27 protein-coding genes are annotated in these 26,904 nt (G+C 62.6%); 12 read left to right on the top strand and 15 right to left on the bottom strand.

Annotation, left to right across the window (positions count from 1 at the left end):
- Positions 1 to 1,377 (bottom strand): TIGR03808 family TAT-translocated repetitive protein, encoded by a 1,377-nt coding sequence (locus EN845_RS04620; protein WP_127280457.1) that lies wholly within the window; start codon positions 1,375 to 1,377, stop codon positions 1 to 3.
- A gap of 135 nt (positions 1,378 to 1,512) precedes the next feature.
- On the opposite strand from EN845_RS04620, the gene greA reads away from it, so the two are divergent.
- On the top strand, positions 1,513 to 1,986 hold the full coding sequence (gene greA / locus EN845_RS04615) for a transcription elongation factor GreA (protein ID WP_127280456.1): 474 nt from the start codon (positions 1,513 to 1,515) through the stop codon (positions 1,984 to 1,986).
- Positions 1,987 to 1,998: 12 nt separating this feature from the next.
- Here greA and EN845_RS04610 read toward each other — a convergent pair whose 3' ends face one another.
- The 3 genes from EN845_RS04610 to EN845_RS04600 form a co-directional block, all read right to left on the bottom strand.
- On the bottom strand, positions 1,999 to 2,226 hold the full coding sequence (locus tag EN845_RS04610; protein WP_127871324.1) for an AbrB/MazE/SpoVT family DNA-binding domain-containing protein: 228 nt from the start codon (positions 2,224 to 2,226) through the stop codon (positions 1,999 to 2,001).
- Between the two features lie 64 nt (positions 2,227 to 2,290).
- On the bottom strand, positions 2,291 to 4,411 hold the full coding sequence (gene scpA, locus EN845_RS04605; protein WP_127871325.1) for a methylmalonyl-CoA mutase: 2,121 nt from the start codon (positions 4,409 to 4,411) through the stop codon (positions 2,291 to 2,293).
- Positions 4,408 to 5,850, bottom strand: a complete 1,443-nt coding sequence (locus tag EN845_RS04600) for a methylmalonyl-CoA mutase subunit beta (RefSeq protein ID WP_127278924.1) — start codon at positions 5,848 to 5,850, stop codon at positions 4,408 to 4,410. The genes scpA and EN845_RS04600 overlap by 4 nt, the downstream gene beginning before the upstream one ends.
- A gap of 342 nt (positions 5,851 to 6,192) precedes the next feature.
- Between EN845_RS04600 and EN845_RS04595 the strand changes: the two genes are divergently transcribed.
- The gene (locus EN845_RS04595) at positions 6,193 to 7,734 is read left to right on the top strand and encodes a helicase HerA-like C-terminal domain-containing protein (protein WP_127871326.1); all 1,542 of its coding nucleotides are present in this window, start codon (positions 6,193 to 6,195) and stop codon (positions 7,732 to 7,734) included.
- Positions 7,735 to 7,768: 34 nt separating this feature from the next.
- Here EN845_RS04595 and EN845_RS04590 read toward each other — a convergent pair whose 3' ends face one another.
- Positions 7,769 to 8,593, bottom strand: coding sequence for a L,D-transpeptidase (locus EN845_RS04590; protein ID WP_127871327.1), 825 nt, complete (start codon positions 8,591 to 8,593; stop codon positions 7,769 to 7,771).
- A gap of 171 nt (positions 8,594 to 8,764) precedes the next feature.
- The gene (locus EN845_RS04585) at positions 8,765 to 9,427 is read right to left on the bottom strand and encodes a haloacid dehalogenase type II (protein ID WP_127278921.1); all 663 of its coding nucleotides are present in this window, start codon (positions 9,425 to 9,427) and stop codon (positions 8,765 to 8,767) included.
- A gap of 156 nt (positions 9,428 to 9,583) precedes the next feature.
- Between EN845_RS04585 and EN845_RS04580 the strand changes: the two genes are divergently transcribed.
- From EN845_RS04580 to EN845_RS04565, 4 genes are all read left to right on the top strand, one after another.
- Positions 9,584 to 10,462, top strand: a complete 879-nt coding sequence (locus EN845_RS04580) for a branched-chain amino acid aminotransferase (protein WP_127278920.1) — start codon at positions 9,584 to 9,586, stop codon at positions 10,460 to 10,462.
- Between the two features lie 177 nt (positions 10,463 to 10,639).
- Positions 10,640 to 11,236: a superoxide dismutase gene (locus EN845_RS04575; RefSeq protein ID WP_056563640.1), complete on the top strand. Its 597-nt coding sequence runs from the start codon at positions 10,640 to 10,642 to the stop codon at positions 11,234 to 11,236.
- Between the two features lie 161 nt (positions 11,237 to 11,397).
- Positions 11,398 to 11,835, top strand: coding sequence for a cytochrome c (locus EN845_RS04570; RefSeq protein WP_127277813.1), 438 nt, complete (start codon positions 11,398 to 11,400; stop codon positions 11,833 to 11,835).
- Between the two features lie 9 nt (positions 11,836 to 11,844).
- The gene (locus EN845_RS04565) at positions 11,845 to 12,795 is read left to right on the top strand and encodes a cytochrome c (RefSeq protein ID WP_127277814.1); all 951 of its coding nucleotides are present in this window, start codon (positions 11,845 to 11,847) and stop codon (positions 12,793 to 12,795) included.
- Here the strand turns inward: EN845_RS04565 and EN845_RS04560 are convergent.
- The 3 genes from EN845_RS04560 to EN845_RS04550 all read right to left on the bottom strand — a co-directional run bounded on the left by EN845_RS04560 (position 12,792) and on the right by EN845_RS04550 (position 16,091).
- Entirely contained in the window at positions 12,792 to 13,193 is a 402-nt protein-coding gene (locus tag EN845_RS04560) for an SET domain-containing protein-lysine N-methyltransferase (RefSeq protein ID WP_127277815.1), read from the bottom strand. The two genes, EN845_RS04565 and EN845_RS04560, sit on opposite strands and share 4 nt — an antisense overlap.
- Positions 13,194 to 13,345: 152 nt before the next feature.
- Positions 13,346 to 13,972, bottom strand: coding sequence for a LysE family translocator (locus EN845_RS04555; protein ID WP_127277816.1), 627 nt, complete (start codon positions 13,970 to 13,972; stop codon positions 13,346 to 13,348).
- 19 nt (positions 13,973 to 13,991) lie between these two features.
- A complete protein-coding gene (locus EN845_RS04550; protein ID WP_127871328.1) occupies positions 13,992 to 16,091 on the bottom strand; it encodes a S9 family peptidase in 2,100 nt (699 codons plus the stop codon).
- 115 nt (positions 16,092 to 16,206) lie between these two features.
- Here EN845_RS04550 and EN845_RS04545 point away from each other — a divergent pair, with 115 nt between their 5' ends.
- Together EN845_RS04545 and EN845_RS04540 are read left to right on the top strand one after the other, a co-directional pair.
- Complete coding sequence (locus EN845_RS04545) at positions 16,207 to 16,575, top strand: SH3 domain-containing protein (protein WP_127871329.1); 369 nt, start codon at positions 16,207 to 16,209, stop codon at positions 16,573 to 16,575.
- 410 nt (positions 16,576 to 16,985) lie between these two features.
- Positions 16,986 to 17,411 carry a MucR family transcriptional regulator gene (locus EN845_RS04540; protein WP_027143963.1) on the top strand — a complete coding sequence of 142 codons (426 nt, stop codon included), beginning with the start codon at positions 16,986 to 16,988 and terminating at the stop codon, positions 17,409 to 17,411.
- Between the two features lie 98 nt (positions 17,412 to 17,509).
- On the opposite strand, the gene EN845_RS04535 is transcribed toward EN845_RS04540, so the two are convergent.
- Together EN845_RS04535 and EN845_RS04530 are read right to left on the bottom strand one after the other, a co-directional pair.
- On the bottom strand, positions 17,510 to 17,938 hold the full coding sequence (locus tag EN845_RS04535) for a SufE family protein (RefSeq protein WP_127277819.1): 429 nt from the start codon (positions 17,936 to 17,938) through the stop codon (positions 17,510 to 17,512).
- Positions 17,939 to 18,038: 100 nt separating this feature from the next.
- Positions 18,039 to 18,389 (bottom strand): DUF5330 domain-containing protein, encoded by a 351-nt coding sequence (locus EN845_RS04530; protein WP_127277820.1) that lies wholly within the window; start codon positions 18,387 to 18,389, stop codon positions 18,039 to 18,041.
- A gap of 534 nt (positions 18,390 to 18,923) precedes the next feature.
- Here EN845_RS04530 and EN845_RS04525 point away from each other — a divergent pair.
- The 3 genes from EN845_RS04525 to EN845_RS04515 all read left to right on the top strand — a co-directional run bounded on the left by EN845_RS04525 (position 18,924) and on the right by EN845_RS04515 (position 21,886).
- Positions 18,924 to 20,675 carry a HAMP domain-containing sensor histidine kinase gene (locus EN845_RS04525; RefSeq protein ID WP_127277822.1) on the top strand — a complete coding sequence of 584 codons (1,752 nt, stop codon included), beginning with the start codon at positions 18,924 to 18,926 and terminating at the stop codon, positions 20,673 to 20,675.
- Positions 20,650 to 21,468, top strand: coding sequence for a peptidoglycan-binding protein (locus EN845_RS04520; RefSeq protein WP_127871330.1), 819 nt, complete (start codon positions 20,650 to 20,652; stop codon positions 21,466 to 21,468). Before EN845_RS04525 ends, EN845_RS04520 begins: the two co-directional genes overlap by 26 nt.
- 70 nt (positions 21,469 to 21,538) lie before the next feature.
- Positions 21,539 to 21,886 (top strand): DUF1491 family protein, encoded by a 348-nt coding sequence (locus tag EN845_RS04515; protein WP_127871331.1) that lies wholly within the window; start codon positions 21,539 to 21,541, stop codon positions 21,884 to 21,886.
- Here EN845_RS04515 and EN845_RS04510 read toward each other — a convergent pair.
- Positions 21,864 to 22,889, bottom strand: a complete 1,026-nt coding sequence (locus EN845_RS04510) for a hypothetical protein (RefSeq protein WP_167531188.1) — start codon at positions 22,887 to 22,889, stop codon at positions 21,864 to 21,866. The genes EN845_RS04515 and EN845_RS04510 overlap by 23 nt on opposite strands.
- A 210-nt stretch (positions 22,890 to 23,099) precedes the next feature.
- On the opposite strand from EN845_RS04510, the gene EN845_RS04505 reads away from it, so the two are divergent.
- On the top strand, positions 23,100 to 23,285 hold the full coding sequence (locus EN845_RS04505; RefSeq protein ID WP_127277826.1) for a hypothetical protein: 186 nt from the start codon (positions 23,100 to 23,102) through the stop codon (positions 23,283 to 23,285).
- 58 nt (positions 23,286 to 23,343) lie between these two features.
- On the opposite strand, the gene EN845_RS04500 is transcribed toward EN845_RS04505, so the two are convergent.
- The 3 genes from EN845_RS04500 to EN845_RS04490 all read right to left on the bottom strand — a co-directional run bounded on the left by EN845_RS04500 (position 23,344) and on the right by EN845_RS04490 (position 26,752).
- Positions 23,344 to 23,913 (bottom strand): DUF1254 domain-containing protein, encoded by a 570-nt coding sequence (locus tag EN845_RS04500; protein ID WP_127277827.1) that lies wholly within the window; start codon positions 23,911 to 23,913, stop codon positions 23,344 to 23,346.
- On the bottom strand, positions 23,906 to 24,490 hold the full coding sequence (locus tag EN845_RS04495) for a DUF1214 domain-containing protein (protein WP_127871333.1): 585 nt from the start codon (positions 24,488 to 24,490) through the stop codon (positions 23,906 to 23,908). Before EN845_RS04495 ends, EN845_RS04500 begins: the two co-directional genes overlap by 8 nt.
- A 108-nt stretch (positions 24,491 to 24,598) precedes the next feature.
- Positions 24,599 to 26,752 (bottom strand): penicillin-binding protein 1A, encoded by a 2,154-nt coding sequence (locus tag EN845_RS04490; RefSeq protein ID WP_127871334.1) that lies wholly within the window; start codon positions 26,750 to 26,752, stop codon positions 24,599 to 24,601.
- Positions 26,753 to 26,904 lie beyond the last annotated feature (152 nt).

Genomic DNA, 26,904 nt, shown 5'->3' with positions numbered 1-26,904 from the left:
TCAGCTGACGCGGTTGCGCTCGACGGTCAGATGCGCAAAGCCGCTGCTGCTGGTCTGGGTAAGGTCTGACGTCACCGGCTCGGCCCAGCGCTGGCCGACAACCGCCCCGTTCGACGCACCGTCGATGACATTGTCGGAGATGACGGCGGTGCCGGCGCCCTCGACCACGCTGACGACGATACCGGTGCCTGCCTTGCGGATGATGTTTCCCGTGGCCACGACATTACGCAGATACGGCCCCCAGCCGATCGACATGCCGTAGAGCGGTGCATTCTCGATGACGTTGCTGGAAGCAATGGTGTCGGCTTCGACGGCGATACCGACGCCGAAACCGGGCGGGTCGGCGGTGTAGGGGCCTGATGTCGACAAATTGCGCACGATGTTGCCGGAGCAGACACCCATGCGGCCGCCTTCGTTGAAGTTGACGATCGAGATACCGTTGGCCGCACCGTCGACGATGTTGTTGGAGATGACGGCGCCCTCGAACGAGAACTCGGAGTAGACCGCGGTCTCGCCCGAGCGTAAGCAGGTGTTGCCCGATATCTGCAGATTGCTGGAACTGTTGGCGCGGATCGCGGAGAAGGCGCAGTCCGAAACCACATTGCCCGAGATGACGACATTTCCGGCGCGGAAGGCATTGATGCCGTTGCCGTTCTGGCCGGTCCCGCCGCTGCGCGCGCCAATGCGTTCGACGCGGTTGCCGGTGACCATGGTGCCGTCTTCCGCGGCTTGCCAGCGGTGCACGAGGATGCCGCCATTGGCGCAATCGGAGACGGTGTTGCCGGTGACTGCCAGTCCTGCGGCTTCGACGGAATAGATGCCGGCGTCCGCCGCTCCTGATATGTCCGAACGCTCGATCCTGCCCGCCGCGTGTTCCAGCGCCAGCCCGTTCTTGCCGCTTCCGGTGATCTGGCAGTTATCCACCACCAGGTGAGCGACCCGGCGCAGATCGAGCAGCCCTTGTGCATAGTCGCCCATCGAGCGGTTCGAACCGTCGAAGACCAGCCCGCTGAGTTCGATATGGTCGGCCTGTTCCGCCATGAACAGATGGCCGTCGCCGCCATAGACGATCCGCGTCGCACCCGGTACTCCGGACAGACGCACGCGGCCAGGCAGCGAGAGATTGGACACCACATAGGTGCCGGGCGGCAGGAAGACTGGCATGTCGCGGCCGTTGGCATCGCGCAGCAGCTTGGCGAAGGCCTTGCTCTGGTCGTCAAACGTGCCGGGCTGCACGCCAAGTTCCGTGGCATTGATGGAACCGCGCATCGAGGCCTTCTCGATGCCGGTCAGGCTGGCGGCCGCCGCCTTGCCGAGCGCGAGGCCCATCACGGCAAAGCCGGCGGTCTGAGTCAGCAGCATTCGTCTGTTCAACATCGGCACACAATCCAAGTGTTCAGTCCGACACCCCAGTGTCCAGTCCTGACACCGCAGGAATCATGCCAGACGCTGGGCAGCCGTTCTCGGGGGGCATGGCTTGTCGAGCGGCCAGTCGGCGCCTAAGTTCAGGAGATGAGCAGAGCTTTTACCCGCGAGGAAGACAGCGAGAATGCCATCGCCGGCGTTGGCGAGAGGCCGATCAGCACGCACCGCAACCTGGTGACCGAGCGCGGCCTGGCGCAGATCGAGGACAATCTGGCCGATTTGCGCGACGTGCTGGCGAAAGCCGAGAGAAAGGCCGATCGCGAGCGCATCGCGGTCGTGTCGCGTGACCTGCGCTACTGGACCGCGCGGCGGGAGAACGCCGAACTGTCCGTACCGGAGCCCGGCAGCGACGTCGTCCGCTTCGGCATGGGTGTCACGCTGGAAAGTGATGACGGCAAGAAGGTGCACTGGAAGATCGTCGGCGAGGACGAAGCCGATCCCGCCAAGGGCAGCATCTCGCATGTCTCGCCGATGGCGGTGGCGCTGTTCGGCAAGAAGGTCGGCGACGTCGCCAGCGTCAACGGCAAGGAGTGGGAGATCGTCAAGCTCTCAGAGAGTTGACGCAAGGCCCGTCTACTTGGCCATCCTTTGCAATACGGCCTCATACTGGTCCATGACATCACGAGCAGCGCGCATCTGCCGTTCGACGTCGTCACTTCTCATCGGTCTTAGAATGACGCCGTCATCGGTTTCGATGATCTGGAATTGATCGCCTACTCGCATGTTCAGGTTGTCCAGCATTTCCTGCGGCAAGATCACGACACCTGATCCGTCGTCGAGCTTGCGGACAATAGTCTTCACGGGCCGTTACCCTTGGTTGCGTTCGTCATTGTGACACAACCTTTCCGGCGCTACAATGTTTCGCTCAACGCGCCAGCAGCCGATGCAGCAGCCTCTCGGCCGCCTCCGGAATAACCGTGCCCGGCGGGAAAATTTCCGCAGCCCCCGCCTTCAGCACAGCCTCATGGTCCTGCGGCGGGATGACGCCGCCGGCCACGATCAGCATGTCGCCGCGGCCGAGCTTTTTCAGCGCGTCGCGCAATTCGGGGATCAGCGTCAGGTGTCCCGCCGCCAGCGACGAGGCGCCGATGATGTGGACATCGTGCCCGACGGCCAGTTTCGCGATCTCTTCCGGTGTCTGGAACATGGCGCCGACGGTGACGTCGAAGCCGAGATCGGCGAAAGCCGTGGCGATCACCTTCTGTCCGCGGTCGTGGCCGTCCTGTCCCATCTTGGCCACGAGAATGCGCGGCTTGCCGCCATTTTTCTTTTCGAAGGCATCAAGCTTGTCCCGCAGCCGGTCGACCACCGGATTGTCGCCGAGCGCCTTGCGGTAGACGCCGGAAATGGTCTGCACCGTGGCCACATGGCGGCCATAGGCTCGTTCCAAGGCGAACGAGATTTCGCCGACAGTGGCGTTGGCGCGCGCGGCGCGGATGGCGAATTCAAGGAGATTGTCCTCGCCTTGTGCGGCACGTGTCAGCGCATCGAGCGCGCTTTCGACGGCGGCCACGTCGCGCGTGCCTTTCAGCCGTTGCAGCTTCGAGAGTTGCCGGGCCCTGACCTCGGCATTGTCGATCTTCAGCACATCGACCTCGATGTCGTTCTCCGGGCGATGCGCATTGACGCCGACCAGCATCTGCTCGCCGGAATCGATGCGCGCCTGCGTGCGGGCCGCCGCTTCCTCGATGCGCAGCTTGGGTATGCCCTTTTCGATCGCCGCCGCCATGCCGCCGAGAGCCTCGACCTCCTCGATATGAGCAAGCGCACGCGCCGCCAGATCGTGTGTCAGCCGCTCGAGATAGGCCGAACCGCCCCACGGATCGATGATGCGCGTGGTGCCGGACTCCTTCTGCAGGACAAGTTGCGTGTTGCGGGCGATGCGCGCCGAATGGTCGGTCGGTAGCGCCATTGCCTCGTCGAAGGAATTGGTGTGCAGCGACTGGGTATGCCCTTGGGTCGCCGCCATCGCCTCGATCATGGTGCGGATGATGTTGTTGTAGGGATCCTGCGCCGTCAGCGACCAGCCGGAAGTCTGGCAATGGGTACGCAGCGACAGCGATCGCTCGTCCTTCGGCGCGAAATTCTTTTTCATCAGCGTCGCCCACAACAGGCGCGCGGCCCTGAGCTTGGCCACTTCCATGAAGAAGTTCATGCCGATCGCCCAGAAGAAGGACAGGCGCGGCGCGAAACTGTCGATGCCGAGCCCTGCCGCGACGCCGGCGCGGGCATATTCGATACCGTCGGCGATCGTATAGGCGAGCTCCAGGTCGGCGGTCGCGCCGGCCTCTTGCATATGGTAGCCGGAGATCGATATCGAGTTGAACTTCGGCATGTTCTTCGAGGTGTAGGAGAAGATGTCCGAGACGATCCGCATCGAGGGCTTCGGCGGATAGATGTAGGTGTTGCGGACCATGAACTCCTTCAGAATGTCGTTCTGAATGGTTCCCGCCAGATCTTCCTGTGCGACGCCTTGCTCTTCCGCCGCCACGATGTAGAGCGCCATGATCGGCAGCACGGCTCCGTTCATCGTCATCGACACGGTCATGTCGCCGAGCGGTATGCCGTCGAACAACTGACGCATGTCGAGGATGGAATCGATGGCCACGCCCGCCATGCCGACATCGCCGGCGACACGCGGATGGTCTGAGTCATAGCCGCGATGGGTGGCAAGATCGAAGGCAACCGAAAGACCTTTCTGGCCGGCGGCAAGGTTGCGCCGGTAAAAGGCGTTGGACTCTTCGGCGGTCGAAAAGCCTGCATATTGCCGGATCGTCCAGGGCTGCTGGACATACATGGTTGGGTAGGGGCCACGCACGAAGGGCGGCAGGCCGGGATAGGTGTCGAGATGCGGCAGGCCCTTGAGGTCGCCCTGATTGTAGAGATGCTTGACGACGAGGCCTTCCGGCGTCGTCCGCTGCCCCTTGACCTCGACAGGCGCGCGGCGCGGTGGCACCCAGCCGATCTGACTGAAATCCGGAATCAAGAAGCGGCCCCGATGGATTGATCGATGCGGACTGGAGGCAGCGGCTCGCACAGGACGACGCCCTCGGTGAAGGCAGGTCGCCGCTCAGCGTCCAGCGTCTCGACCGGACGCTCGCCTTTCAACGGATAAAGCGTGGCGCCGATCATGGCCCGCTCGCCTGACTTGAAGGCAATGCCGCGCTGGACGGCAGCAGCGCGGACGCGTTGCTGGATATGTCCGTCCCGAAGGCTGGAGAGCACGCCACCCTCTGCCTCGATCGCCTGCAATTCCGCCCACGCTGCTTCGCAAAGATCCGACGTCAGCGCTTCGACGGCGCCGGAGCCATGGGCGGGATCGGCGACATGGTCGACATGGCTTTCATTGGCCATGATCAACTGCGCGTTGCGCGCGACGCGGCGGGCAAAAGCCGCCGGCAGGCCATGCGCGATCGTATGCGGCAGGATTGAGATCGAATCGGCGCCTCCCGCCGCCGCGGCGAAGCAGCCGATCGTCGTGCGCAGGATGTTGGTTTCGGGGTCCAGTGCCGTCATCATGCGAAATGATGTCTCGGCATGGATGTTGGCCGTGGAATTGGGGATCGAGCAGGCCTCCTGCACCCGTGCCCACAGCCTGCGCAAGGCCCGCACCTTGGCCATTGACAGGAACTGGTCCTGGTCGACGCTGAGCGCGAAACCGATATGAGGCGCGGCATAGACGAGCGGCTGCCGCGCCTTCTCGAACATTCTCAGATACGAGACCGCCGAGGCCAGCATGATGCCGAGTTCCTGCGCTTCCGTGGCGCCGGCATTGTGAAAAACGCGACCGTCCGCCTCCAGGAGCACACCCGGAACGCCCATCGAGAAGAAATGCGCCAGCGATTGCGGCATCGATTCCTGCAGTGCCTCGATCGACATGCGCAGTCGGCCGGTGCCGGCGAGGACGGCCGCCGGATCGATGCCGAAGGAAAGGTTGAGCTTTGCCGGATCGGAGCGCCGCTTGCTCAGGAACGCCACCAGCCAGTCGGCCATGGGGCGGCTCCAGGGGTGGGTGTCGATGCGGATCTGGACCCTGTTGAGGGGCACGCCCTCCAGCACCGTCTCCAGTGCCTGCGCCGTCCTCGGCAGGCCGTAGCCGAACGCGTTCGGGGCACCTTCGAAGACGAGCGACAGTCCCGTCGCGCCTTGCGCAATGTCTTCCAGGGCCTGGCTCTTGGCGCGATCGACATCGGGGTCGTCGACGCGCTGGCTGACGATCCAGGGCGATTGAGGATTGGCGCGCACGATCGGTTCGGCTCCGGTCGCGCGGTCATAGAGCGGCTCGACGCGGATGTTGTCGTCGGTATGCGAGATCAGCTTTTCCTCGAAGGATGCGCCGGCCAACGCCTTTTCCGCCAAGGCCAGCCATCGCTGACGCTCCGCATCCATTGGCTCAACATCCCTGGTCAAGGCTCCGGCGCCCATTCGTCGTCCTCGTTCTGTGTGGCCGCACCAGCCCGGCCAGCCCAGTCTACGGTCCCCGGTCGGTTACCGCAATGCACGTGCAAGGTCCGAATCCCACTCACCTGATATTCGATCCACCTGATATAGGTCGGCTTGGGTGGGCGGACCATGGACGATTGCCAAACACCATCGAAATTCGCAAGTTCCAAATCCGATCCTGGCGATTGGTCCGATTTGGACGATTGGCCCTGGATTGGATGATCGGCCCGCGTTGGACAATTGTCATTGTCGCTGTGCAACAGCCTCACTATACCTTCGGGCAAAGGCTGGCTTTGGGCACATCAGTTTGCGGAGACCCGACATATGGCTGACGACACCAGTATTTTCATCGGCGCCAGCCGCAAGCCCGACGACAGCTATCAGCGAGCTGAAAATCTGCTGCTGCAATACGGCAATCGCCATGGCCTGGTGACCGGCGCCACCGGTACCGGCAAGACCGTCAGCTTGCAGATCCTGGCGGAGGGATTTTCCAACGCCGGCGTGCCGGTCTTCTGCGCCGACATCAAGGGCGACGTTTCCGGCATCGCCATGATGGGCACCGCGCAGGATTTCCTGGTCAAGCGGGCGGAACAGGTGAAGCTCGACCCTTACGACTTCCAGGAATTCCCGGTCATCTTCTGGGATCTGTTCGGCGAGCAGGGCCACCCTATCCGCGCGACCATTTCGGAAATGGGACCGCTGCTGCTGTCGCGGCTGATGAACCTGACCGACGCACAGGAAGGCATCATGAACATTGCCTTCCGCATAGCCGATGAGGAAGGGTTGCTGCTGCTCGACATGAAAGATCTGCAGGCGCTGCTCGCCAACATTGCCGAGCGTGCGGAAGAGATCAGCGCCCGTTACGGCAACGTCACCAAGCCATCGGTGGGGGCCATTCAGCGCACGTTGCTGGTGCTGGAGCAGCAGGGCGCGGCGAACTTCTTTGGCGAGCCGGCATTGCGCATCGCCGACATCATGCGCACGACCCGCGATGGTCGCGGCGCCATCAGCGTGCTGGCCGCCGACAAGCTGATGATGAATCCGCGCCTCTACGCGACGTTCCTTCTCTGGCTGATGTCGGAGCTGTTCGAGGAATTGCCCGAAGTCGGCGACCCCGACAAGCCGAAGCTGGTGTTCTTCTTCGACGAGGCGCACCTCTTGTTCGACGAGGCGCCGAAGGTGCTGATCGACCGGGTCGAGCAAGTGGTCCGCTTGATTCGCTCCAAGGGCGTCGGCGTCTATTTCGTCACGCAGAACCCTTTGGATATTCCCGAAAAGGTCCTCGCCCAGCTCGGCAACCGCGTGCAGCATGCGCTGCGCGCCTACACGCCGCGCGAGCAGCAGGCGGTGAGGACGGCGGCCGAGACCTTCCGGCCCAATCCCGATTTCGACTGCGCCACCGCCATCACCCAGCTCGCCACCGGCGAAGCGCTGGTCTCGACGCTGGAGGCCAAGGGCATTCCGTCGATGGTCCAGCGCACGCTCATCCGTCCGCCGTCGTCGCGGCTTGGACCCATTACCCCCGCCGAGCGGCTGAAGCTGATCGGGGAAAGCCCGGTCACCGGCCAGTACGACCAGGTCATCGACCGCGAATCGGCGTTCGAGATGCTGCAGAAGAAGGCCAAGGAGGCGCAGGACGCCGAGGCGCAGCAGGCAGACACCGGCGGCTCGCGCTGGACCATTCCAGGCTTCGGCAATGACGATCCAGCGCCGCAGTCCGGTGGCAGGCGCGCGCCGGCGCCGCGGCCGTCCAATCGCCAGACGGTGGCGGAAGCCGCAATCAAGTCGGTGGTGCGATCGGTCGGCTCGTCGGTCGGACGTGCGATCGTGCGCGGGATTCTGGGGAGTTTGTCGCGGGGGCGGTAGGATCGGGCAGCGGCGTTGCCGCTGCCCTGTGAGCTCAGAAGATCGCGTCCGTGACCGCCTTGACCGGGCCGAGCAGCACCGATCCATCCGGCACGCCGGCGTCGATCGGGATGGCCTTGTGGTTCGCCGTCGCCACCATGGGCTGGCTGGCGTTGCTGGTCACGATGACCGGGCTCTTCGACGGCACGCGGTCATAGAGATCGATGATGTCCTGGTTCATCAGGCGCACGCAGCCCGATGACACCGATTTGCCTATCGAGCGCCATTCCGGCGAGCCGTGCAGGCGATAGAGCGTGTCCACATTGCCCTGGAAGAGATAGAGCGCGCGCGCCCCGAGCGGGTTCTTCAGGCCGCCGGGCATGCCGCCATTGTCGGCGCTGTACTGCTTCAATTCCGGCTGGCGCGCGATCATCTCATCCGGAGGCGTCCATTTCGGCCATTTCTGCTTCCACTGGACGACGGCGTCGCCCGACCATTCGAAGCCGGCGCGGCCGAGCCCGACACCATAGCGAATGGCCTGGCCGCCCGGGCGAACCAGATAGAGGAAGTGGCCTGTCGTATCGACGACGATGGTTCCCGGCTTCTGTCCGGTCGGGTCGGGCACGATCTGGCGCAGGAACTGCGGGTCGATCCTGTCGACCGGGATGGCCGGCAGATCGAAGCCGCCATCGTTGACCGCCGCGTACATAGACGCATAGTCGGCGAGCGGCGGCTCGACATAGGTAGGTGGCGGCGGCTCGGCCGGCCCCGGTCCGGTGGTTGCGCATGCCGAAACCGCGATCGAGGCGGCGCCCAGGGCTGCGGCGTTGAGAAAGCAGCGACGGCTCAGGCGATAGGATTCGATTTCGGTTATGGACATGGCTGCCTTCTTTAAGACTCAAATCGCAACAAAGCGTCAACACGCCGACGTCCGCCGCGGGTGCCTAACAACACCTGAGGCGATAGGCGGTTCCGATTCTGGCCCGAACGTGGACAAACAAAGGCGAAGCTGTGACTGCGCCGCCACTGTGGCGTTGGGGCCACAGGTCTGTCAGCTGCCGGATACGAGGGCCTCCAGCGATGGCAGGATCAGGGCCGGCGGCAAGTCCCGGTATTCCTCCGGCTGGTTGGAGCGGTTGATCCAAACCGTGCGGAAACCGAATTTGGTGGCGCCCGCAATGTCCCAGCGATTGGAAGACTGGAAGGAGACCGCGCCTGGATAGAGGCGCCAGCCGGTGGCGACCATGTCGTAGACCGCTGGGTCGGTCTTGAAGCGCCGCACCGCATCGACCGAATAGACGTCGTCCAGGACCTGGTCGAGTGCCGCGGACTTTACTGCCGCTTCAAGCATTTCGGGCGAGCCATTGGAGAGGATAGCCAGTCTGGCGCCGGAAGCCTTGAGCGCCTTCAGCACGGCTGGCACTTCGGGGTAACAGTCCAGCCTCCAATAGGCCTCCAGCAACTTTGCCTTGAGACCAGGATCGGCCGAAGGGACCTTGCGCAAGGCGAAGTCCAGCGCCTGTTCCGTCAACTGCCAGAAATCGCAATAGGCGCCCATCAGCGTGCGCACCCAGGAATATTCGAGTTGCTTGGCGCGCCAGATTTCGGACAGGAGCTGGCCGTCCGGGCCGATCGCGTCTGCATGGCGGCGCACGGCGGCGTGCACGTCGAACAGTGTGCCGTAGGCGTCGAAAACATAGGCGGCGTATTGCATGGCAACAGTTTTGAGGCGAGGCGGGACAAGGTGCAAGCCTTGATTGCACCGCACCCGTCGCTGGCCTCAACAAATCTCCCTGATGATGGTTGACGAGGCCTGTCAAAGCATCTTCCAATGGCTGTCACATAAGATTGACCGGAACGGGAAAACGCGATGACACTGGCGGCAGCGGCGCAATCCGCGACATGGACTTTCATCGATGGCGATTGGTACGAAGGCAATGTCGCCATTCTGGGGCCGCGCAGCCACGCCATGTGGCTCGGCACCAGCGTGTTCGACGGGGCTCGCTGGTTCGAGGGCGTGGCGCCGGACCTCGAACTTCATGCCGCACGCGTCAATGCCTCGGCGATCGCGCTCGGCCTCGCGCCGAACATGACGCCGGAGCAGATCGTCGGGCTGACCTGGGACGGATTGAAGAAATTCGACGGCAAGACGGCGGTCTACATCAGGCCGATGTACTGGGCCGAGCATGGCGGCTACATGGGCGTGCCGGCCGATCCCGCCTCGACCCGTTTCTGCCTGTGTCTCTATGAATCGCCGATGATCTCGCCGACCGGTTTTTCCGTGACCGTATCGCCGTTCCGGCGGCCGACCATCGAAACCATGCCGACCAATGCCAAGGCCGGCTGCCTCTATCCCAACAACGGCCGCGCCATCCTCGAGGCCAAGGCGCGCGGCTTCGACAATGCACTTGTGCTCGACATGCTGGGCAATGTCGCGGAGACCGGAAGCTCGAACATCTTTCTGGTCAAGGACGGCCATGTGCTGACGCCGGCGCCCAACGGAACCTTCCTGTCCGGCATTACCCGCTCGCGCACGATGACGCTGCTCGGCGACTATGGGTTCAGGACGACCGAAAAGACGCTTTCGGTGCGGGATTTCCTCGAAGCCGACGAAATCTTCTCGACCGGCAACCACTCCAAGGTGGTGCCGATCACCCGCATCGAGGGCCGCGACCTGCAACCCGGCCCGGTGGCCAAGAAGGCACGCGAACTCTATTGGGATTGGGCGCATTCGGCCTCGGTTGGCTGAGATGCCGGTTTGAGCTTTTTGTCGCTGCGCGGTTGGCCGCAGGAAAAGCGTGTGACAGTTCTCGGGAACCCGCTTAGAAAGAGAACCGACGCTTCACTTCCGGAGTTGTTCCAGCTCAATCGCGACCTATCTTACTCCGGTATCCACACCGGATTTTTCCACGAGGGAGTACTACCCATGGCTTTCGAATTGCCCGCTCTGCCCTACGACTATGAGGCCCTGCAGCCCTATATGTCGAAAGAGACGCTGGAGTATCACCACGACAAGCATCACAAAGCCTATGTTGACAACGGCAACAAGCTCGCCGCCGAAGCCGGCCTTGGCGATCTTTCCGTCGAAGAGGTGGTCAAGCAGTCGTTCGGCAAGAATGCCGGTCTCTTCAACAATGCCGCACAGCATTACAACCACATCCATTTTTGGAAGTGGATGAAGAAGGGCGGTGGCGGCAACAAGCTCCCTGGCGCGCTGCAGAAGGCTTTCGACAGCGATCTTGGCGGCTATGACAAGTTCAAGGCCGACTTCATCGCCGCCGGCACGACGCAGTTCGGTTCGGGCTGGGCATGGGTTTCGGTCAAGGACGGCAAGCTGGCGATCTCGAAGACGCCAAACGGTGAAAACCCGCTCGTTCATGGCGCATCGCCGATCCTCGGCGTCGACGTCTGGGAACACTCCTATTACATCGACTACCGCAACGCCCGGCCGAAATATCTCGAGGCCTTCGTCGACAGCCTGATCAACTGGGATCACGTTCTCGAACTCTACGAAAAAGCCTGACAGGCCTCCAGAAAAGCCCCGCAAGACGGGGCTTTTCTTTTTTGTACCGAAGTGCCGCACAAGCAAAGGTCATACAAAATTCATGCCGCGAGAAGGGAATATTCCTCCCGCCACGTCCGTTAACGTCCTGTCCTGAATGCCTTCATCACGGAGCCAAATGAATGAGAAAGCTTGTCATCGCCATCTCCATGCTCGCACTCGCCGCGTCGGCGGCCTTTGCCGATCCGATCCTCGACCGGCAGGCTCTGATGAAGGAACGCGGAAAGATCGTCGGCGGCCTGGCGAAAGTGGTCAAGGGCGAGGAACCCTTTGATGCCGCCGCGGTGCTGACGCAGCTGCAGGCCGTGCAGGAAAATGCCGAGAAATTCGACGTAGAGGCCTTGTTCCCGAAGGGCAGCGATGCCGGCGACACCACGGCGGCACCAAAGATCTGGGAAGACATGGCCGGCTTCAAGGCGGCCGAGGACAAGTATCTCTCCGACGTCAAGGCCGCGGTCGCGGCAGCTCCTGGCGATGTCGATGCGCTCAAAGCGCAAGTCGGCGTTCTTGGGTCGAATTGCGGCGCCTGCCATCAGAGCTACAGGGTCAAGAAGGGCTGATTGCCTGATATGGCATGGCTGAAGAAGCTCGTCGGCGCGGCCCTCGTTCTGGGCGTCGTCGGCGCGGCAGCCGGTTGGCTGCTGTCGGCGCCGGTCAAGCTTGATGCGGCGGCGTTGGCGCAACTCGGCCCCGGCGATGCTGTTCGGGGCAAGCGGATTTTTTATGCAGGCGGCTGCACCTCCTGCCATGCGAAACCTGGGTCGCAGGGCGATGCACGGCTTCAGCTCGTGGGTGGCCTTGAACTCAAGACGCCGTTCGGCACCTTCGTTCCGCCCAATATTTCGCAAGACCCCAAGGACGGCATCGGCGCATGGTCGGCCGAGGATCTCGCCAACGCCATGTTGAAAGGCGTATCGCCCTCGGGTCATCATTTGTATCCGGCGTTTCCCTACGCGTCCTACGCGCGCATGAAACCTTCCGACATTGCCGATCTCTATGCCTTCCTGAAGACGCTTCCCGCCGTCGCCGGCAAGACGCCGGGCAATTCGCTGGCGTTCCCGTTCAACATCCGGCGCGGCATTGGCCTATGGAAGCGCCTCTATCTCAGCGACCAGCCTGTCATTCCGCTGCCTGGCGGCACGCCGGAACCCGTGATGGCAGGCCGCTATCTGGTCGAAGGGCCAGGTCATTGCGGCGAATGCCATACGCCCCGCGACTTGGCTGGCGGCATCAGGAAAAGCGAATGGCTGGCCGGTGCTGTGGCAGCCGAGGGCTCGGGCGTCGTGCCGAACATCACTTCGGGTGGGAGTGGCATCACCAACTGGTCGGAAGCCGACATTGCCAACTACCTCGAAACCGGGTTCACGCCGGATTTCGATTCCGCTGGCGGCGCGATGGTCGATGTGCAGCGCAACATGGCCGAGCTGACGGCGGACGACCGTGCGGCGATTGCCGCCTATCTCAAGGCGGTACCGCCGCATCCCAACGGCTATCCGCCGCGCAAGAAAAGCACGAACTAGTCTTCGGACTGCAGGTGTCGATCGCCGAGGAAATCGAAGCCCGTTTCGAAGAAATGGTTGTAGTTGCAGGTCATCTCCTCGCCGGGCGCGATGTCGCGCAAGGCGTAGGTTTCCTCGGGCGACGAGACATCGCAATTCGGCTCGTCGTCATGGTTCATGTAGCGGGCGTCGTCGGCTTCGAAGACGATATAGGCCGGATCGCGCCGGTCGGGGTAGGAATAGCGGTCGAGATAGTTCTTCACCGGCCCGGTCTCGCCCTCATAGGTCTCGACGTCGATGATCCGGTCGAACCGGGGGTCGAGCTTCCAGACCAGCGTGCCCTTGGCAATGTGGTGCTTGGCAAACACACCGATGCCCTGGATCGGCGATTTGTCGAGATAGACGTCGACGAGCAGCATGATGGACCCTTGTGCGAGTGTGGGCTTCGTGGCCGGGAAAAGTCGTGCTTTGGGTAACGCGCGAGCGTCGCAATTGCGAGCGGAAATGAGCCGCGCGGAATTCAAAAAGTCATGATCATCATGCCTGCCGACAGACGCGTGGCTGCCTGACCTCAGCGCTGTTGCAAGGCCAGGCGTACACCGAGCGCACAATAGATGCCGCCGACAACCTTGCCCTGCCATTTCAGCACTGTCGGATTTCGGTGCAGGAAACTGCCGAGCCGCCCCGCGCTCACCGCGAACACAACCGTGCTGAATAGGCCCAGCACGACGAAGATGATCCCCAATACGGCCAACTGAACCATCGCCGATCCGTTTTCGGGCCGCACGAACTGAGGCAGGAAAGCGAGGAAGAAAAGCGCGGTCTTGGGGTTGAGCACCTCGGTCAGGACAGCCAGTCGAAACGCCTTGCCGGCGGAGATTGCAAGCGCGCCGGCGGTCGGATCGGTCGGCGCTTTCTCGATGATGGCGCGAATGCCGAGGTAAACGAGATAGGCCGCGCCGATATACTTCACGATGCTGAACAGCGTCGCCGATGTGGCGATGATCGCCGAGATGCCGACCATCGCCATGACGGTATGAAACACATCGCCGGCCGCGATCCCGGCGCCGGTGGCGATCCCGACCCTGGTTCCCGAACTCGTCGCGCGCGCGATCGTCAACAATGTGGCCGGACCCGGAATGAAGACAAAGCCGAACACAACCGCGATATAGGCTATCAATGTGGACAGATCGATCACCGCGGCGTTCCTCCGTTAGCTATGCCTTGTCCGTCACCTTCAGGGTGAAGGCATAGGTATAGGCGATCTCCTCCAGGCGTGAAAACCGGCCGGACGCGCCGGCATGGCCGGAATCCATGTTGATCTTGAACAGCACCGGATTATCGCCGCTCTTGCGGTCACGCAGCCGCGCCACCCACTTGGCCGGCTCCCAATAGGTGACGCGCGGATCGGTAAGACCGGCGAGCGCCAGGATCGCCGGGTAGTCGAGCGCGGCAACATTGTCGTAGGGCGAATAGGCGGCGATCGTCCGGTAGTCGTCGGCCGATGCAATCGGATTGCCCCATTCCGGCCATTCCGGCGGGGTCAGCGGCAGCGTCGCGTCGAGCATGGTGGTAAGCACGTCGACGAACGGAACCTCGGCCACGATGCCTCCGAAGCAATCCGGCGCCATGTTGGCGATGGCGCCCATCAGCATGCCGCCGGCCGAGCCGCCCTGCGCGACGATGCGGTCATGCGCGGTATAGCGCTCGGCAACGAGGTGACGGGCGCAGGCGATGAAATCGGTGAAGGTGTTCATCTTCTGTGCCCGCTTGCCGTCATCGTACCAGCCATAACCCTTGTCCTTGCCGCCGCGGACATGGGCAATGGCAAAGACTAGGCCGCGGTCGACGAGTGAGAACCAGTTGGTATTGAAGGCGGCCGGCACGGCAATGCCATAGGAGCCATAACCGTAGAGCAGGCAGGGCGCGGAGCCGTCCAGCGGCGTGTCGCGGTGGTGCAGAAGCGAGATCGGCACCAGTTCGCCATCGGCCGCGGGCGCCATCAGCCGCCTCGTGACGTATTGATGCGGGTCGTGGCCGGACGGCACTTCCTGGGTCTTGAGCAGCACACGCTCACGGGTGCGCATGTTGTAGTCGAACATCTGCGACGGCGTCGTCATCGACGAGTAGGAAAAGCGCATCATCTCGGTGTCGTATTCCAGGGACCCCGAAAGGCCGAGCGAGAAGGCTTCCTCATCGAAGAAGATCAGATGCTCTTCGCCGCTGGCGCGGTCACGCACGACGATGCGCGGCAGGCCTTCCTTGCGCTCGAGCCGGACCATGTGGTCCTTGAAGCCGATCACCGACAGGATCAGCCGGCCCGGTTCATGCGGCACCAGTTCCTGCCAGTTGGCGCGGACAGGATCGCTCGCCGGCGCCGTCATGATCTTGAAGTCCTTGGCACCGTCCGCATTGGTCAGGATGAAGAATATGTCGCCGCCTTCCTCCAGCTCATACTGAAGGCCGGTCTCGCGCGCCGACACCAGCTTCGGCTCGGCAAACGGATCGCTGGCGCTCAACAGGCGATATTCCGAAGTCTCGTGATCGTTGATGCCGATCATGATCCATTGATTGTTGCGGGTCCCGTCGACGTTCATGAAGAAGCCGGGGTCGGTTTCCTCATAGATCAGGCGGTCGTTTTCAGGATCTTGGCCCAAGGCGTGGAACAGCACTTTGGACGGCCGGTGGTTCGGATCGAGACGCGTATAGAAGAACCCGTCATTGCCTGCGTCCCAGACGCCCGAACCGCCGGTGGCGGGAATCTGGTCCGCCAGTTCCCTGCCATCGGCAAGGTCGCGCACACGCAGCGTGTAGAATTCGGAACCCTTGTCGTCGAAGGCCCACAGCAGCTTGCGATGATCGGCCGAATGATCGACGCCGCCAAGCCGGAAATAGGCCTTGCCCTCGGCCTCGGCGTCGCCGTCGAGCAGGATCTGCTCGAGTCCGCCGTCGCGCGGCATGCGGAAATAGCGCGGCTGCTCGCCGCCAAGCTTGAAGGAAGACCCATAGGCGTAAGGACCGTCCTTCATGGGAACGGAAGAATCGTCTTCCTTGATGCGGCCCTTCATTTCCTTGAAAAGCTGCTTTTGCAGATCCGACGTGTCGGCCATCAGCGCCGACTGGTAGGCATTCTCGGCTTCGAGTTCGGCGCGGATCCCAGGATCGAGCAAGGAAGGGTCCCTGAACATCTCCTGCCAGTTATCCGCCCGCAGCCAGGCATAGTCATCGGTTCGCGTGATGCCGTGATGCGTATCCGAGACCGGCCTTTTTTCGGGGGCAGGCGGGTTGACGGTCGGAAATCGGGAAGTCCTGGTCATTGCGTCTCGCTCTGGAAATATCTTGATCGATGTATGAACGCGCAGATCAGCGCGGGTTCAAGAGCTGTTGCGTAGAGGGTGGTGTCGGGCCCTGAGATGGTCGGGAGGAGAGAAGATGACTATTCGGTCTCGTTTTGCTGCGGTCTTCGCCGTCGCTTCGTTGACCCTGATCTTTGCCGGCCAGTCTCATGCGACCGTATTCGCAGCTTGGCAAGGGGCCAATGTGTCGTTCGGCGATACGCTCAATGTGCGTAAATATCCGTCGGGCATCTCCCAGAAGCAGGCCGCATACCCGAACGGGACCGTCCTGCAGATGACCGGACGATGCACTGGCGGCATGGATCTGCTCGATATTGCCGGCCAGGCGGCATGGAAAGAGCAGCAGACGGTTCGCTATCGCTGGTGCGAAGTCTGGCATGACCCCGCCAGGAACGGCGTCTTCGTCACCGGCTGGGCCTATGGCGGATACATCGTGCCGCTTTGACCCCGGAGTGGCCTGCTTGACCGGGGAATGGTTTGGCAACCTGTGGTTTTGTGGACAGGTGTGAACAACCAAGCTTGCCGGTGTGCTCGTCAAGCAAACCGGAGCATTGAAGCTTGTTTTGTGAGTTATCGCGAATGTAACGATTAGCTGACCCAACGTCAGCCTTTGTCCGTTTGGCGACCGAAATATCGAAAAATTACATGGTGCACGAAAGATTGAAGCTGATCCCGGAATAGTTGATCAACATTCCTAAATATAATGCAAAGAGCGAATTGACTTACTTGACGTGTGGTCGCATTGATGTCCCCGTGACACGAATCGCGGATGCTCTATCTGCAAAAAATTCGTGCAATGCCCTGCTTGTAAAAAAGGGCGCAGACCGACGTAACTCTTGTTGGGGCCTGAAGACCATGGATATTGTCGAAACACCTTCCAGAAACAATGATGCGCTGATCGAGCTCACCGCCGATGTGGTGGCTGCCTATGTCAGCAACAATCCCGTGCCGGTCGGCGAACTGCCGAACCTGATATCCGATGTCCACGCCGCTCTTGGGCGTGTGGGCGGTACCGTCGAACAGCCGCCTGCGGACAAGCAGAAGCCGGCTGTCAACCCGAAGCGCTCGGTTCACGACGACTACATTGTCTGTCTTGAAGACGGCAAGAAGTTCAAGTCGCTCAAGCGTCACCTGATGACCCACTACGATCTGACGCCCGATCAGTATCGCGAAAAGTGGAACCTGGACCCAAGCTATCCGATGGTTGCCCCGAACTACGCGGCGGCCCGCTCGCAGCTTGCCAAGAAGATGGGCCTCGGCCGCAAGCGCAAGGCGCGGTAGCCGATACTGCCGGATTGGACCTGAAATCGGACGGCGCCTTCGGGCGCCGTTTGATTTTGAGGGCCAGAGCAATTCCAGGAAAGGTGTGAAGAAGCCTGTCAGGCAGTCTGCGCGAGCGCCATCTCGGCGTCGCGCTTGATGCGCTTGACCATCGAGCGAAGGCCGTTGGCGCGCTGGGGGGACAGGTGCTCGTCGAGGCCGAGTGCCTTCAGCGTTGCTTCAGCGTCGGTTTTCTGGATTTCGCTGGCTGTCTTTCCGGAAAACAGCGCCAACATGATCGCGACCAGTCCGCGCACGATATGGGCGTCCGAATCGCCCGTGAAGGTGATGACGGGATCGGCGCCCGAACCCCGTTCGGTGGTCAGCCAGACCTGGCTGACGCAACCCGGCACCTTGTTGGCGGCGTTGCGCTCCGCATCGGGGAAGGGAGGCAGCGCTTCGCCGAGCTCGATGACGTAACGATAGCGGTCCTCCCATTCCTCGAGGAACGAGAAGTCGTCGCGGATCGTCTGGATCGTGGTCGTCATGACCCGGATATAGTCACGCGGCGGCGCCGCGTCACGGAAAAAACAAGGACACCGCGGGCGTCGAGAGGGCAAACGATCCGCGGTGCGCCGTCGAGACGGCTTAATTCTTTATCGGCAGGTTGACCGTCTGGGGCAGGACGATTTCGTCCGGCACGCTGCCCGTCATTGTCGAGGTGTCGGGGCCGGCGGACTTGTCGTCCAGCATGGCGGCCGCGATCTTGGCGGTCTCCTTGGCGCGTGCGGTGATGGTGTGCATCGCCGACTTGCCGGTTTCGCAGACATCGGGCTTGCGTTCGCAGATTCCGGCGATGTCGCCGACGGCGTCGCGCGCCGCGAACAGGGCCTGGATCGGCCCGACGCTTTCCTGGCCCGTTTCATCGGACCCGACGCCCAGCGGCAGCGCCAGCAGCACAAGTGAAAACCAGAAAGCCATTCTTATCAGGAAGAACATGCCTTGCCTCTCGTCGTGACCGGATCATGCATCATATGGCATGACCTCTTTTATGGGCAGGATATTGGCACACAGGGACGAAAGACGGCTTGCATGATCGCCGAGAATTTTCCTCAAATTTTAGGCAAATTCGAAACGAAGCGTTTTTGCTGTCGATTTGTTTCATATCGGGACGATTCTCGTTACCATCCGATAACCATTTATCTATTTGTTTATATGACATTTTTCGCAAATCAAGGCGATCCCGTTCCTGCCGCTTGGCCGCTGATGGCGGGCGTTCGCGAATAACCCTCCGTTTACTATGGCTGCATTTGCCCGGGTTTTCGGCGGCCGTCATCCCGATATTTCCCGCAGGGCCGGCCTTGGTCGGCCCTGCCTTATCCATTCCTTAAACGCTGGATGCGAGTTTCAAAGCCAATCAAGACAATCTGCAAAAGCAGAGCTGTTCCCGACGAGTGCGAGTGCGTTGAGTTGATGCCGATCGAGGCCAGATACGCTGAATTGCCTGGCGCAATGGCGGCCGGTTGTGAACGCATGGTTCATCCCAGCGTTCTCGGGCGCAGCGACCGCGAGCGCCAGCGCCGTTTCATAGGCGTGATGCTGGCCGCGCCGTTCTTTGCAGCGGGTGCCGCGGTCACGCTGGTTACATCGGGCATGGGGGCCGCCGTGACCATGGCCGCCATTTTCGCCGCCTTCGGTCTGTGCTGGTTCGTCGCCCTCCTGGTGGCCGCGACCGGCAAGATGGCCGCCGCGGGACCGATCGCGCTGGCGATGGCGGCGATTGCCCTTGGCGGTCTCATCGGTGCCGCAGGCGGATTGAGTTCACCTGTCGCCATGCTTGCCCTGGCGCTGCCATTCGAAGCCTGGTGGATCGGCGCGTCGCGGCGTGCGGCATTGTGGGGGGGCGCCTCGGCCGCCATCGCCATCGCCATTCAGTCCCTGTCGGCCGCCTTCCTCCCCTTCGTGGACGCGCACATCGCCGCCTGGCATTGGTTGGTGCCATTGGCCTGGGCGCTGACCCTCATCCCGCGCATATCGGCTTTTCGCGGTACCGCCGGCGCGGCCGATACGGTCGATGCAGGGGACCGATTGGAAGACATCATCGACGCGGTGGTCTTGCGGATCGCCCGCCACGGCGAAGTCGTGGATGCGTCCGCCAAGGCGCGTACGCTTCTGAAATTGCCGCCTGAGCTGTTGTCCGGAACGGGCCTCTTCGACCGCGTCCACCTGTCGGACCGTGTCGCCTATCTCAGCGCCCTGGCCGACATGCGAGACGGCGCACTGTCGCGTCGTCTCGAATTGCGCATCAGGCTGCCCCAGAGTGGCAACGGCACCCAGAACGGAAATGGGTTTGTGGCCGACAACTATCAGCCATTCGCGCTGGAACTGGTGCGCGGCGAGGAACAAAGCGACGTCTTCACGCTTGTCCTGCGCGAGAATGACGAGACAGCGCGGCTGCGCGAAGAACTGGCGCAAGCCAATGAGACGGCGGCCGCCGCCGAAGTGGCCAAGGGCAGGTTCCTGGCGGTGGTGAGCCATGAACTGCGCACGCCGTTGAACGCCATCATCGGCTTCTCCGACATGCTGCTGCATGAGATGTTCGGCGCCTTCAAGGACCCGCGCCAGAAGGAATATGTCGGCCTCGTGCGGGATTCGGGCCAGCATTTGCTGGCAGTCGTGACATCCATACTCGACGTATCGAGGATCGAATCGGGCGTCTACGCCACCGAACCGGAGCCGTTCCGGTTCGTGGAAGCCGTGGACATGTGCCAGTCTATGATGCGGCTGCAGGCACAGGCCAAGAATATCGACCTGCGGACGCAGATCGCCCCTGACGCAGGCGATATCAATGCCGATCGCCGCGCCGTACAGCAGATGCTCATCAACCTCGTTTCCAACGCGATCAAGTTCACCCCCGACGGCGGCGACGTCGTCGTCGGCGCCAAGCGGATCGGCTCACGTCTGCATTTCTGGGTCAGGGACACCGGCATCGGCATCGCCGAGGAGGATTTCGCCAATCTCGGCAAGCCCTTCATGCAGATCCAGAACGATTATACCCGCCGTTTCGAGGGGACGGGTCTTGGCCTTTCCCTGGTGAAGGGGCTGGTCGCCTTGCATGAAGGGACCATGTCGATCGAAAGCATGCCGGGCGAGGGCACCACGGTGACCATCAGCCTGCCGGTCAGCGGGCCGAAGGGACGCCCCGCCAACCAAACCGGAGTGCTGACGATGCCGGTGACGAGGGCGAAAGGGGACGGAAATGGCTCGCTCCGCAAAACAGCCTAAGGCGGTCAAACGCCGCAGCAATGCCTTTCAGGACGGCGCCATCGCCGTTGGCGGCATGATTTCGCGCAATCCCGTCCTTGTGGGAGGATCGACCGCATTCCTGGTGACGCTGTTCTACGTCTCGGCGAATGCACTGTGGTATCAGCCTTTCCCGCACGCCGGGGCATTTTTCGCCACACGCAATTTCCAGGGCTTTCCGCACGCAGCCGACGAGCCGGAGACAACGATCAACATCGTGCGGCCCAACGCTGCGCCCGCCCCGATCAAGGGCGATCCGGTGGTCGAGCAGGTGCAGGGCATATTGAAGGATCTCGATTTCTATTCTGGTACCGTCGACGGCATTTCCGGCCCCAACACGCGCAAGGCCATACAGGCCTATCAGCAGAAGGTCGGGCTGAACGCCTCGGGCGAGATCGACGCGCTGCTGCTGGACCAGTTGGGGGCAACGCCGAAGACCGCCGCCGTGCCCAAGCCGCAGCCTCGTCCCGCCATGCCGTCGGCCGCCGTTCCCGTGTCGTTGCAGACGAATTCTGGGCAGACGAATACTGGGCAGACGAATTCCGGGCAGACGAGTTCCGCCCCGGCCTCCACCGAAGGACCCGACCCCCGCATCGTCAAGATCCAGGCCGGGCTCAAGGCCTTCGGCAATGATGACATGCAACTGGATGGCGTCGTCGGTGCACGCACCAAGGCGGCGATCAAGGAATTCCAGTCGCTGTTCGGACTGCCGCAGACCGGCGAGCCCGACGAGATCGTCTACGTCAAGATGCGCGAGATCGGCCTGACCAACTGACGGCCGAAACGACGGCTCGCCCTGCATGGGAAATTTCGATAGAGAGCCCGCATGTCGTCGGGAGTCTTCCATGCGTGTAACCGCTGATCTGTGGGTGTCGGCCCTGTTGCGCCGGGTTTTTGGCGCTGGCGGATTTGCCGCCGTGGTCAATCGCGGTGCGACCGAGGCCGGGGCTGTGTTCATCCTGGCGCGGGGCAGGATGGGTGAAACGGCTCTCTACGGGCCGGCACCGCAGACAAGCTACGATTCGGCCAAGCCCGAGGACCGTTTTTTCAGCCTTCTCGCCACCGGCGATGATGCCGCCGTGCTGGATGCGAGACTTGAGCGCGAGAAAAAATTCGATCCCGACATCTGGGTGGTCGAGATCGAGGCCGGGAGCGTTCCCGTCGAGGAGCTTATTTCCGTGAAGACGCCCTGAGGCCGGGGGCGTCGGCTTCGTCGCCGTTCGAGGCCTTGCGGCTGTCGCCGTTCGTCGGCGAAACGTTGCGAGCCGCCTTCGACAGGGTTTCGGCTTTCCATCCCCGCACCGTCTCCAGGGCCGCATCGCGATGCAGCAGGCGGTAACGGTCGAGATAGGTGCGGATGGCCTGCGGATGCGGGAACAGGCCGGGATAGACGGCAACCGTGATCAGGAATGCCCGGTCCTCGCTGAAGTCGAGCGAACGCAGCGCCGCAAGCAGCGGCGCATAGTTCTGGTTGGCGGTCAGCGATTGCGCGATCGAGAAATCAATGTCGAGGGCGTCCGCTAGCGCGGTCTGGAAGAAGGCGGCGTTTCCCGTCAGGGCCGTCTCGCGCAGTTTGACATAGGTTTCCACACCTGGGAACGCATCGACCTTCGCGGCCACGGCTTCGTCGCCGGTGTGCATCATGGAGCGCAGCCTGCGCCGCGCGTTCTCGGCGGCAACGCCGGGCGTCTGCTGGGTTTCGGCGCTGTCCGCCATCGCTTGCGTCTTCACGGCAAGGCCTTGCGCCGGGGCTGTTTCCCGATCCCGCACCCGCACCAAGGTCGGTCTTTCAAGCGCCCTGATCAGATCGGCGATGGTCGGGTTCAGCTCCTTGCGCCGCGCAATGGCGCGCGCATGCGGCAGTCCATGCCGGCCAATCAGCGCGATCAGGTCGATATCGCTGACCGCGCGGGAGCGAATGAGTAAGGGCGCGGCAATATCGACCGGCTCCTCGCACAGGCGACGCACCAGGGCCGCGGGTGCATATTCGCATTCGGAAAGGGCGGCTGCCACGTAGCGTCGCGATTCGACGGACACGTCGTCGAACAGCGGCAGGGTCAAGTCCTCGAGCTGGCCGATCTCGCGGCGCGACGGGCGCGTCAGTGAGCAGAACGCCGACACGGCGGCGCGGAACAACCTTTCGGCTTTTCCCGATTCCGTCCTGATCGCGATTTGCCTGAAGTCCGAAGATGACACGAGGGATACGCCTGACACCGGATACACACTTGGCCTCGCGCCACCGGAACTGTGCCGGCTTCGCGATTGCCTCGGTCAGAACGCTCTGACCTCTAGACAAAGATCAAGTTAGCGACGATCCGTTAGCGGTCCGTTAACCCTCTGCCGGCCTTAATGATATTTGGAGGCGTTGCGTTGTGCTCCGGGGAAACCGAGAGGAATGCGCGAACCATGGGCATGGTACTGTCTTTCGTGCCGCGTGCGGCACCGACCAATCGAGCCAAGCAAACCACCGAGATACCGGCGGCCGTGATCATATTTCCCGGCATCCGTTATGAGCGGCCCAACACCGGCGAAGCGCGGCCCGCAGGCCCGGACAAGCCGGGATCGCCACGGACGCCGGTGCCGCATCACTAAACCTTAAGGCTGTGGCCTGGTCCGCCAGCCCTTCAGCTCTGGACCTCTGGTCGGCGGCCTAGAAATCCTGCAGCTCGCAGGAACTTTGATCGAGAAAGCGCGACACGATCGGCTTCCAGCTCTCGTCGGGCACGAAGCTGCGGATGACGAAGATGCCTTCGTCGATGGGCGCCTCGACAAAAATCGCTCCCTGCAGGTCTTCGGGCAGGTCCTTGCGCACGTCGATCATCTGCGCCGGCGTCAGCACGACTGCATCCAGCTTGCCGCCCGTCGCCGTATGGTCGTTGAAGGAATAGACATTGTGACCGCTGCGGTCATAGACCGACACCGACCAGAAGGGGACGTTTCCTGGTGCCTTGATCCGCACCATTCCCTCCTCGAGGTCGAAGCGGCAGGCCGTGGCATAGAACAGCGGGTCGACCGACTTCACCACCGGCGCACCGCCCGCTTCGGCGTCGAGCCGATTCATCCTGTAGAGATCCGACGCCAGGGAGAGACGCGACCAGGCATCACGTTCCGAAAATTCCGGCACCAGAAGCAGGACGATAATGTGGACGATGCCGGCGCCGACGAGGCCGAGCAGGATGGCATGCAGAAGCCTGCGCAGTGCGGCACGCAAACTACGCATCGCAGCCTGCCTTGACGATCCTGGGCAGCGAAACGTCCGACAGGCCGGTGCTGCTGGCGATTGGCGTGTCATAGAAGGTCAGGACGAAGTACATCCTTCCCGAACCGTCGGTCAGAAGCCAGTTGCCCGGCATCGGGTGATGGCCGACGGAAATGATCACCGAATTGTCCGGTTGGCGCAGCACCTCGTAGGACTGAAGTGCCGCAAGCCGCGATTTGCCCGTCTCGACGACGCCGAGCGATTGATCGGCGGCATAAAGCGTCCAGAAGCGGGCCGTCGGAAATCCACCCTCGATCCTGTAGGTGCATTCCCGCTTGAGCTGGTCGCCGGCGGCATCATTTTCCGCCACGAAGGACAGGCCTTCGGCGCGGCCGAGCGCCAGCACGCCCTCGCGCGCCACGCGCGCCTTGGAATAGGGATCCGCGGCCGGTGTGCCGATGTCGGGGAAGGCGGTCCACTGGCCGATCCTGATCGCGCCGACGCCGTCCTGGATCTTCAGCGCATACCAGACGCTGGCACCGCCCCCGCCAACGGCTATGGCAAGCGAGATCAGCATCAGGAAAGCATTCTTGAGCATTAAGGGCCGGGTGCGCGAGGATTGCCGTTCGGGGATATCGCGGCGCAGGGCCCTGTGGCAAGCCGGCGTGATGGTTTTGCCTGTCGGTCTTGTCGCACCGGGCGGATGTCACAGGGCCGAAAGCGTCTCGGGTGGAGTGGGGGCCTCGAGTTTGGGCGCCATCTGGAACAGTTGGCTCATGTCCCGCAGCGTCTGCGTGGTTCGGCTGGACAGCACCGGCGGCCGCTCGGCGGCGGCGTCGGCCGCTGCCTGCTCCTCGCTCTTCTTCTGCGCGTCGGCGGCCTTGGCCGCGATCTCCTCGTCAACGAAGGGTTTGTCGATACCGGGGATCGGCTTCAGGTCGATGTTCTGGTGCGCGTAGACCATCAGCCGCTGCCACACCATCGCCGGCAGCGAGCCGCCGGTCATGTTCTTGGTGGGGGTGAAATCGTCATTGCCCAGCCACACGGCCGCCGTGTAGTTGCCGGTGAAACCCACGAACCAGGCATCGCGGTAGGATTGTGTCGTGCCGGTCTTGCCGGCGACGACGATGTTGGGAATTTGCGCCCGCCGCGCCGTGCCCATCACCGGCACGGCCGCCAGCATGGTGTTCATGGATTTCAGCGCCTGCTCGGACAGCACGCGATGCGGCGGCGGCGCGTCCTTGGTCCAGTCATAGACCACGTCGCCGGTGCGGGTGACGAGCTGGGTGATGCCGTGCCTGGAGCCGACGAAGCCGTTCTGGGCAAAGACGCTGTAGCCAGTCGCCTGGTCCATCACGGTCATGCCCGAGGTGCCGAGCACCATCGTCTTGTGCCCTTCGAGCGGCGACTCCACGCCAAACGATTCAGCCAATGCCTTGATCGGCGCGATTCCGAGATGGTCTTTCGCCAGTCGTACCGGCACGGTGTTGATCGACTTGGCCATCGCCATGATCAGCGTGATGTTGCCCGCCGACTCGCCGCTGTAATTGTGCGGTGACCAGTTGCCCCAGCTGATCGGCCCGCCCGAAATGATCGAGTTCGGCGTGAAGCCGTGTTCCATCGCCGTGGCGTAGACATAGGGCTTGAACGACGAGCCGGTCTGCCGCAGTGCCTTGGTGGCACGGTTGAACTGGCTGGCGCCGTAATCGCGGCCGCCGACGATCGCCCGCACCGCGCCATTGGTCTCGATGACCACCACCGCGCCTTCGGTGACGTTGTACTCCTTGCCGAACTGGCGCAGGTGGAACTCGACGGACTCTTCCGCCGCCTTCTGGATGTTGGCGTCGAAGGTGGTATGGGCGACCAGCGAGTGCTGGCCGGGCTTGGCGATCTTCTTCACCTCGTCGAAGGCCCAGTCGAGATAGTAGTCGGGACTCTTCTGTTCGCCGCGGTCGACGACGTCGGCCGGATGCAGCCTGGCCTGCAGCACCTGGCCTTCGGTCATGAAGCCGGAATCGACGAGGTTGGACAGCACCACATTGGCGCGCGCGCGCGCCGCCGGCAGGTTGATGTGCGGTGCGTATTTGGTCGGCGCCTTGAACAGGCCGGCGAGCATCGCTGCTTCGGCAAGGTTCAGGTCCTTGACGCTCTTGCCGAAATAGAAATCCGCCGCCGCCTCGATGCCGAACGTGCCGCCGCCCATATAGGCGCGGTCGAGATAGAGCTGCAGGATTTCCTTCTTCGACAGATTGGCCTCCAGCCACAGCGACAGGAAGGCTTCCTTGATCTTGCGCTCGAACGTGCGCTCATTGGTCAGGAACAGGTTCTTGGCCAGCTGCTGGGTGATGCTGGAGCCGCCCTGGACGACCGAGTTTGCCCGCACATTCTCGAAGATCGCCCTGGAAAGGCCGAGCACGTCGATGCCGTAATGGTCGAAAAAGCGTCGATCCTCGGTGGCGAGCACCGCCTTGATGACGTGGTCGGGCATCTCGTCGACCGGCACTGAATCGCGCTGGATGATGCCGCGCTGGCCGATCTCGTTGCCGTAACGGTCCAGGAAGGTGACCGCGAAGTCGCCCTGGGCACGCCAGTCGCCGGTGGTGTCCTGGAAAGCGGGTATCGCCAGCGCCAGCATCACCACCATGCCGCCGGCGCCGAGTGTAAAACCTTCGCTCAACAGTTCGATGAAGCCACGGCGCCAGCCCTTGAGACGGAAGCGCCGCGAGAAGATCGTCGCGGTCTCCCAGAACTCGCGCGCCTTGAACCCGATCTCATAGAGCGAGGAATCGAGCCACGCGTCCAGCGCCAGAAGGCGGGAGGCGATCGGACCTCTTCTCTTGCGCGGTTCAGGGTTGACCATTCTAAAACCCGGCTCGGCTCTGGCGCGACCTGAAAACCGCAAGCGGGCAATTTCAGGGCGGTGCCCTGTTCCGACTATTCATCCATTTTGCCGACACTCACAAGGGCGTCGGGGACACAGCTGCAAGGTTTGTCGATGGAAGAGCCGGGTAG

It is taken from the genome of Mesorhizobium sp. M8A.F.Ca.ET.202.01.1.1, assembly GCF_004791595.1.
GTDB lineage: Bacteria > Pseudomonadota > Alphaproteobacteria > Rhizobiales > Rhizobiaceae > Mesorhizobium.
This window is presented reverse-complemented; position numbering and strand designations above follow the sequence as displayed.

Excerpts from the sequence above, each read along its gene's own strand:
- EN845_RS04530 (WP_127277820.1), bottom strand. The coding sequence starts at position 18,389 with ATGTTCTTCCTGATAAGAATGGCTTTCTGGTTTTCACTTGTGCTGCTG.
- greA (WP_127280456.1), top strand. The coding sequence starts at position 1,513 with ATGAGCAGAGCTTTTACCCGCGAGGAAGACAGCGAGAATGCCATCGCC.
- EN845_RS04520 (WP_127871330.1), top strand. The coding sequence starts at position 20,650 with ATGGCTCGCTCCGCAAAACAGCCTAAGGCGGTCAAACGCCGCAGCAAT.
- EN845_RS04540 (WP_027143963.1), top strand. The coding sequence starts at position 16,986 with ATGGATATTGTCGAAACACCTTCCAGAAACAATGATGCGCTGATCGAG.
- EN845_RS04575 (WP_056563640.1), top strand. The coding sequence starts at position 10,640 with ATGGCTTTCGAATTGCCCGCTCTGCCCTACGACTATGAGGCCCTGCAG.
- EN845_RS04505 (WP_127277826.1), top strand. The coding sequence starts at position 23,100 with ATGGGCATGGTACTGTCTTTCGTGCCGCGTGCGGCACCGACCAATCGA.
- EN845_RS04525 (WP_127277822.1), top strand. The coding sequence starts at position 18,924 with ATGGTTCATCCCAGCGTTCTCGGGCGCAGCGACCGCGAGCGCCAGCGC.
- EN845_RS04600 (WP_127278924.1), bottom strand. The coding sequence starts at position 5,850 with ATGGGCGCCGGAGCCTTGACCAGGGATGTTGAGCCAATGGATGCGGAG.
- EN845_RS04565 (WP_127277814.1), top strand. The coding sequence starts at position 11,845 with ATGGCATGGCTGAAGAAGCTCGTCGGCGCGGCCCTCGTTCTGGGCGTC.
- EN845_RS04500 (WP_127277827.1), bottom strand. The coding sequence starts at position 23,913 with ATGCGTAGTTTGCGTGCCGCACTGCGCAGGCTTCTGCATGCCATCCTG.
- EN845_RS04570 (WP_127277813.1), top strand. The coding sequence starts at position 11,398 with ATGAGAAAGCTTGTCATCGCCATCTCCATGCTCGCACTCGCCGCGTCG.
- EN845_RS04545 (WP_127871329.1), top strand. The coding sequence starts at position 16,207 with ATGACTATTCGGTCTCGTTTTGCTGCGGTCTTCGCCGTCGCTTCGTTG.
- EN845_RS04495 (WP_127871333.1), bottom strand. The coding sequence starts at position 24,490 with ATGCTCAAGAATGCTTTCCTGATGCTGATCTCGCTTGCCATAGCCGTT.
- EN845_RS04515 (WP_127871331.1), top strand. The coding sequence starts at position 21,539 with ATGCGTGTAACCGCTGATCTGTGGGTGTCGGCCCTGTTGCGCCGGGTT.
- EN845_RS04560 (WP_127277815.1), bottom strand. The coding sequence starts at position 13,193 with ATGCTGCTCGTCGACGTCTATCTCGACAAATCGCCGATCCAGGGCATC.
- EN845_RS04580 (WP_127278920.1), top strand. The coding sequence starts at position 9,584 with ATGACACTGGCGGCAGCGGCGCAATCCGCGACATGGACTTTCATCGAT.
- EN845_RS04550 (WP_127871328.1), bottom strand. The coding sequence starts at position 16,091 with ATGACCAGGACTTCCCGATTTCCGACCGTCAACCCGCCTGCCCCCGAA.
- EN845_RS04490 (WP_127871334.1), bottom strand. The coding sequence starts at position 26,752 with ATGGTCAACCCTGAACCGCGCAAGAGAAGAGGTCCGATCGCCTCCCGC.
- EN845_RS04535 (WP_127277819.1), bottom strand. The coding sequence starts at position 17,938 with ATGACGACCACGATCCAGACGATCCGCGACGACTTCTCGTTCCTCGAG.
- EN845_RS04590 (WP_127871327.1), bottom strand. The coding sequence starts at position 8,593 with ATGTCCATAACCGAAATCGAATCCTATCGCCTGAGCCGTCGCTGCTTT.
- EN845_RS04585 (WP_127278921.1), bottom strand. The coding sequence starts at position 9,427 with ATGCAATACGCCGCCTATGTTTTCGACGCCTACGGCACACTGTTCGAC.
- EN845_RS04620 (WP_127280457.1), bottom strand. The coding sequence starts at position 1,377 with ATGTTGAACAGACGAATGCTGCTGACTCAGACCGCCGGCTTTGCCGTG.
- EN845_RS04595 (WP_127871326.1), top strand. The coding sequence starts at position 6,193 with ATGGCTGACGACACCAGTATTTTCATCGGCGCCAGCCGCAAGCCCGAC.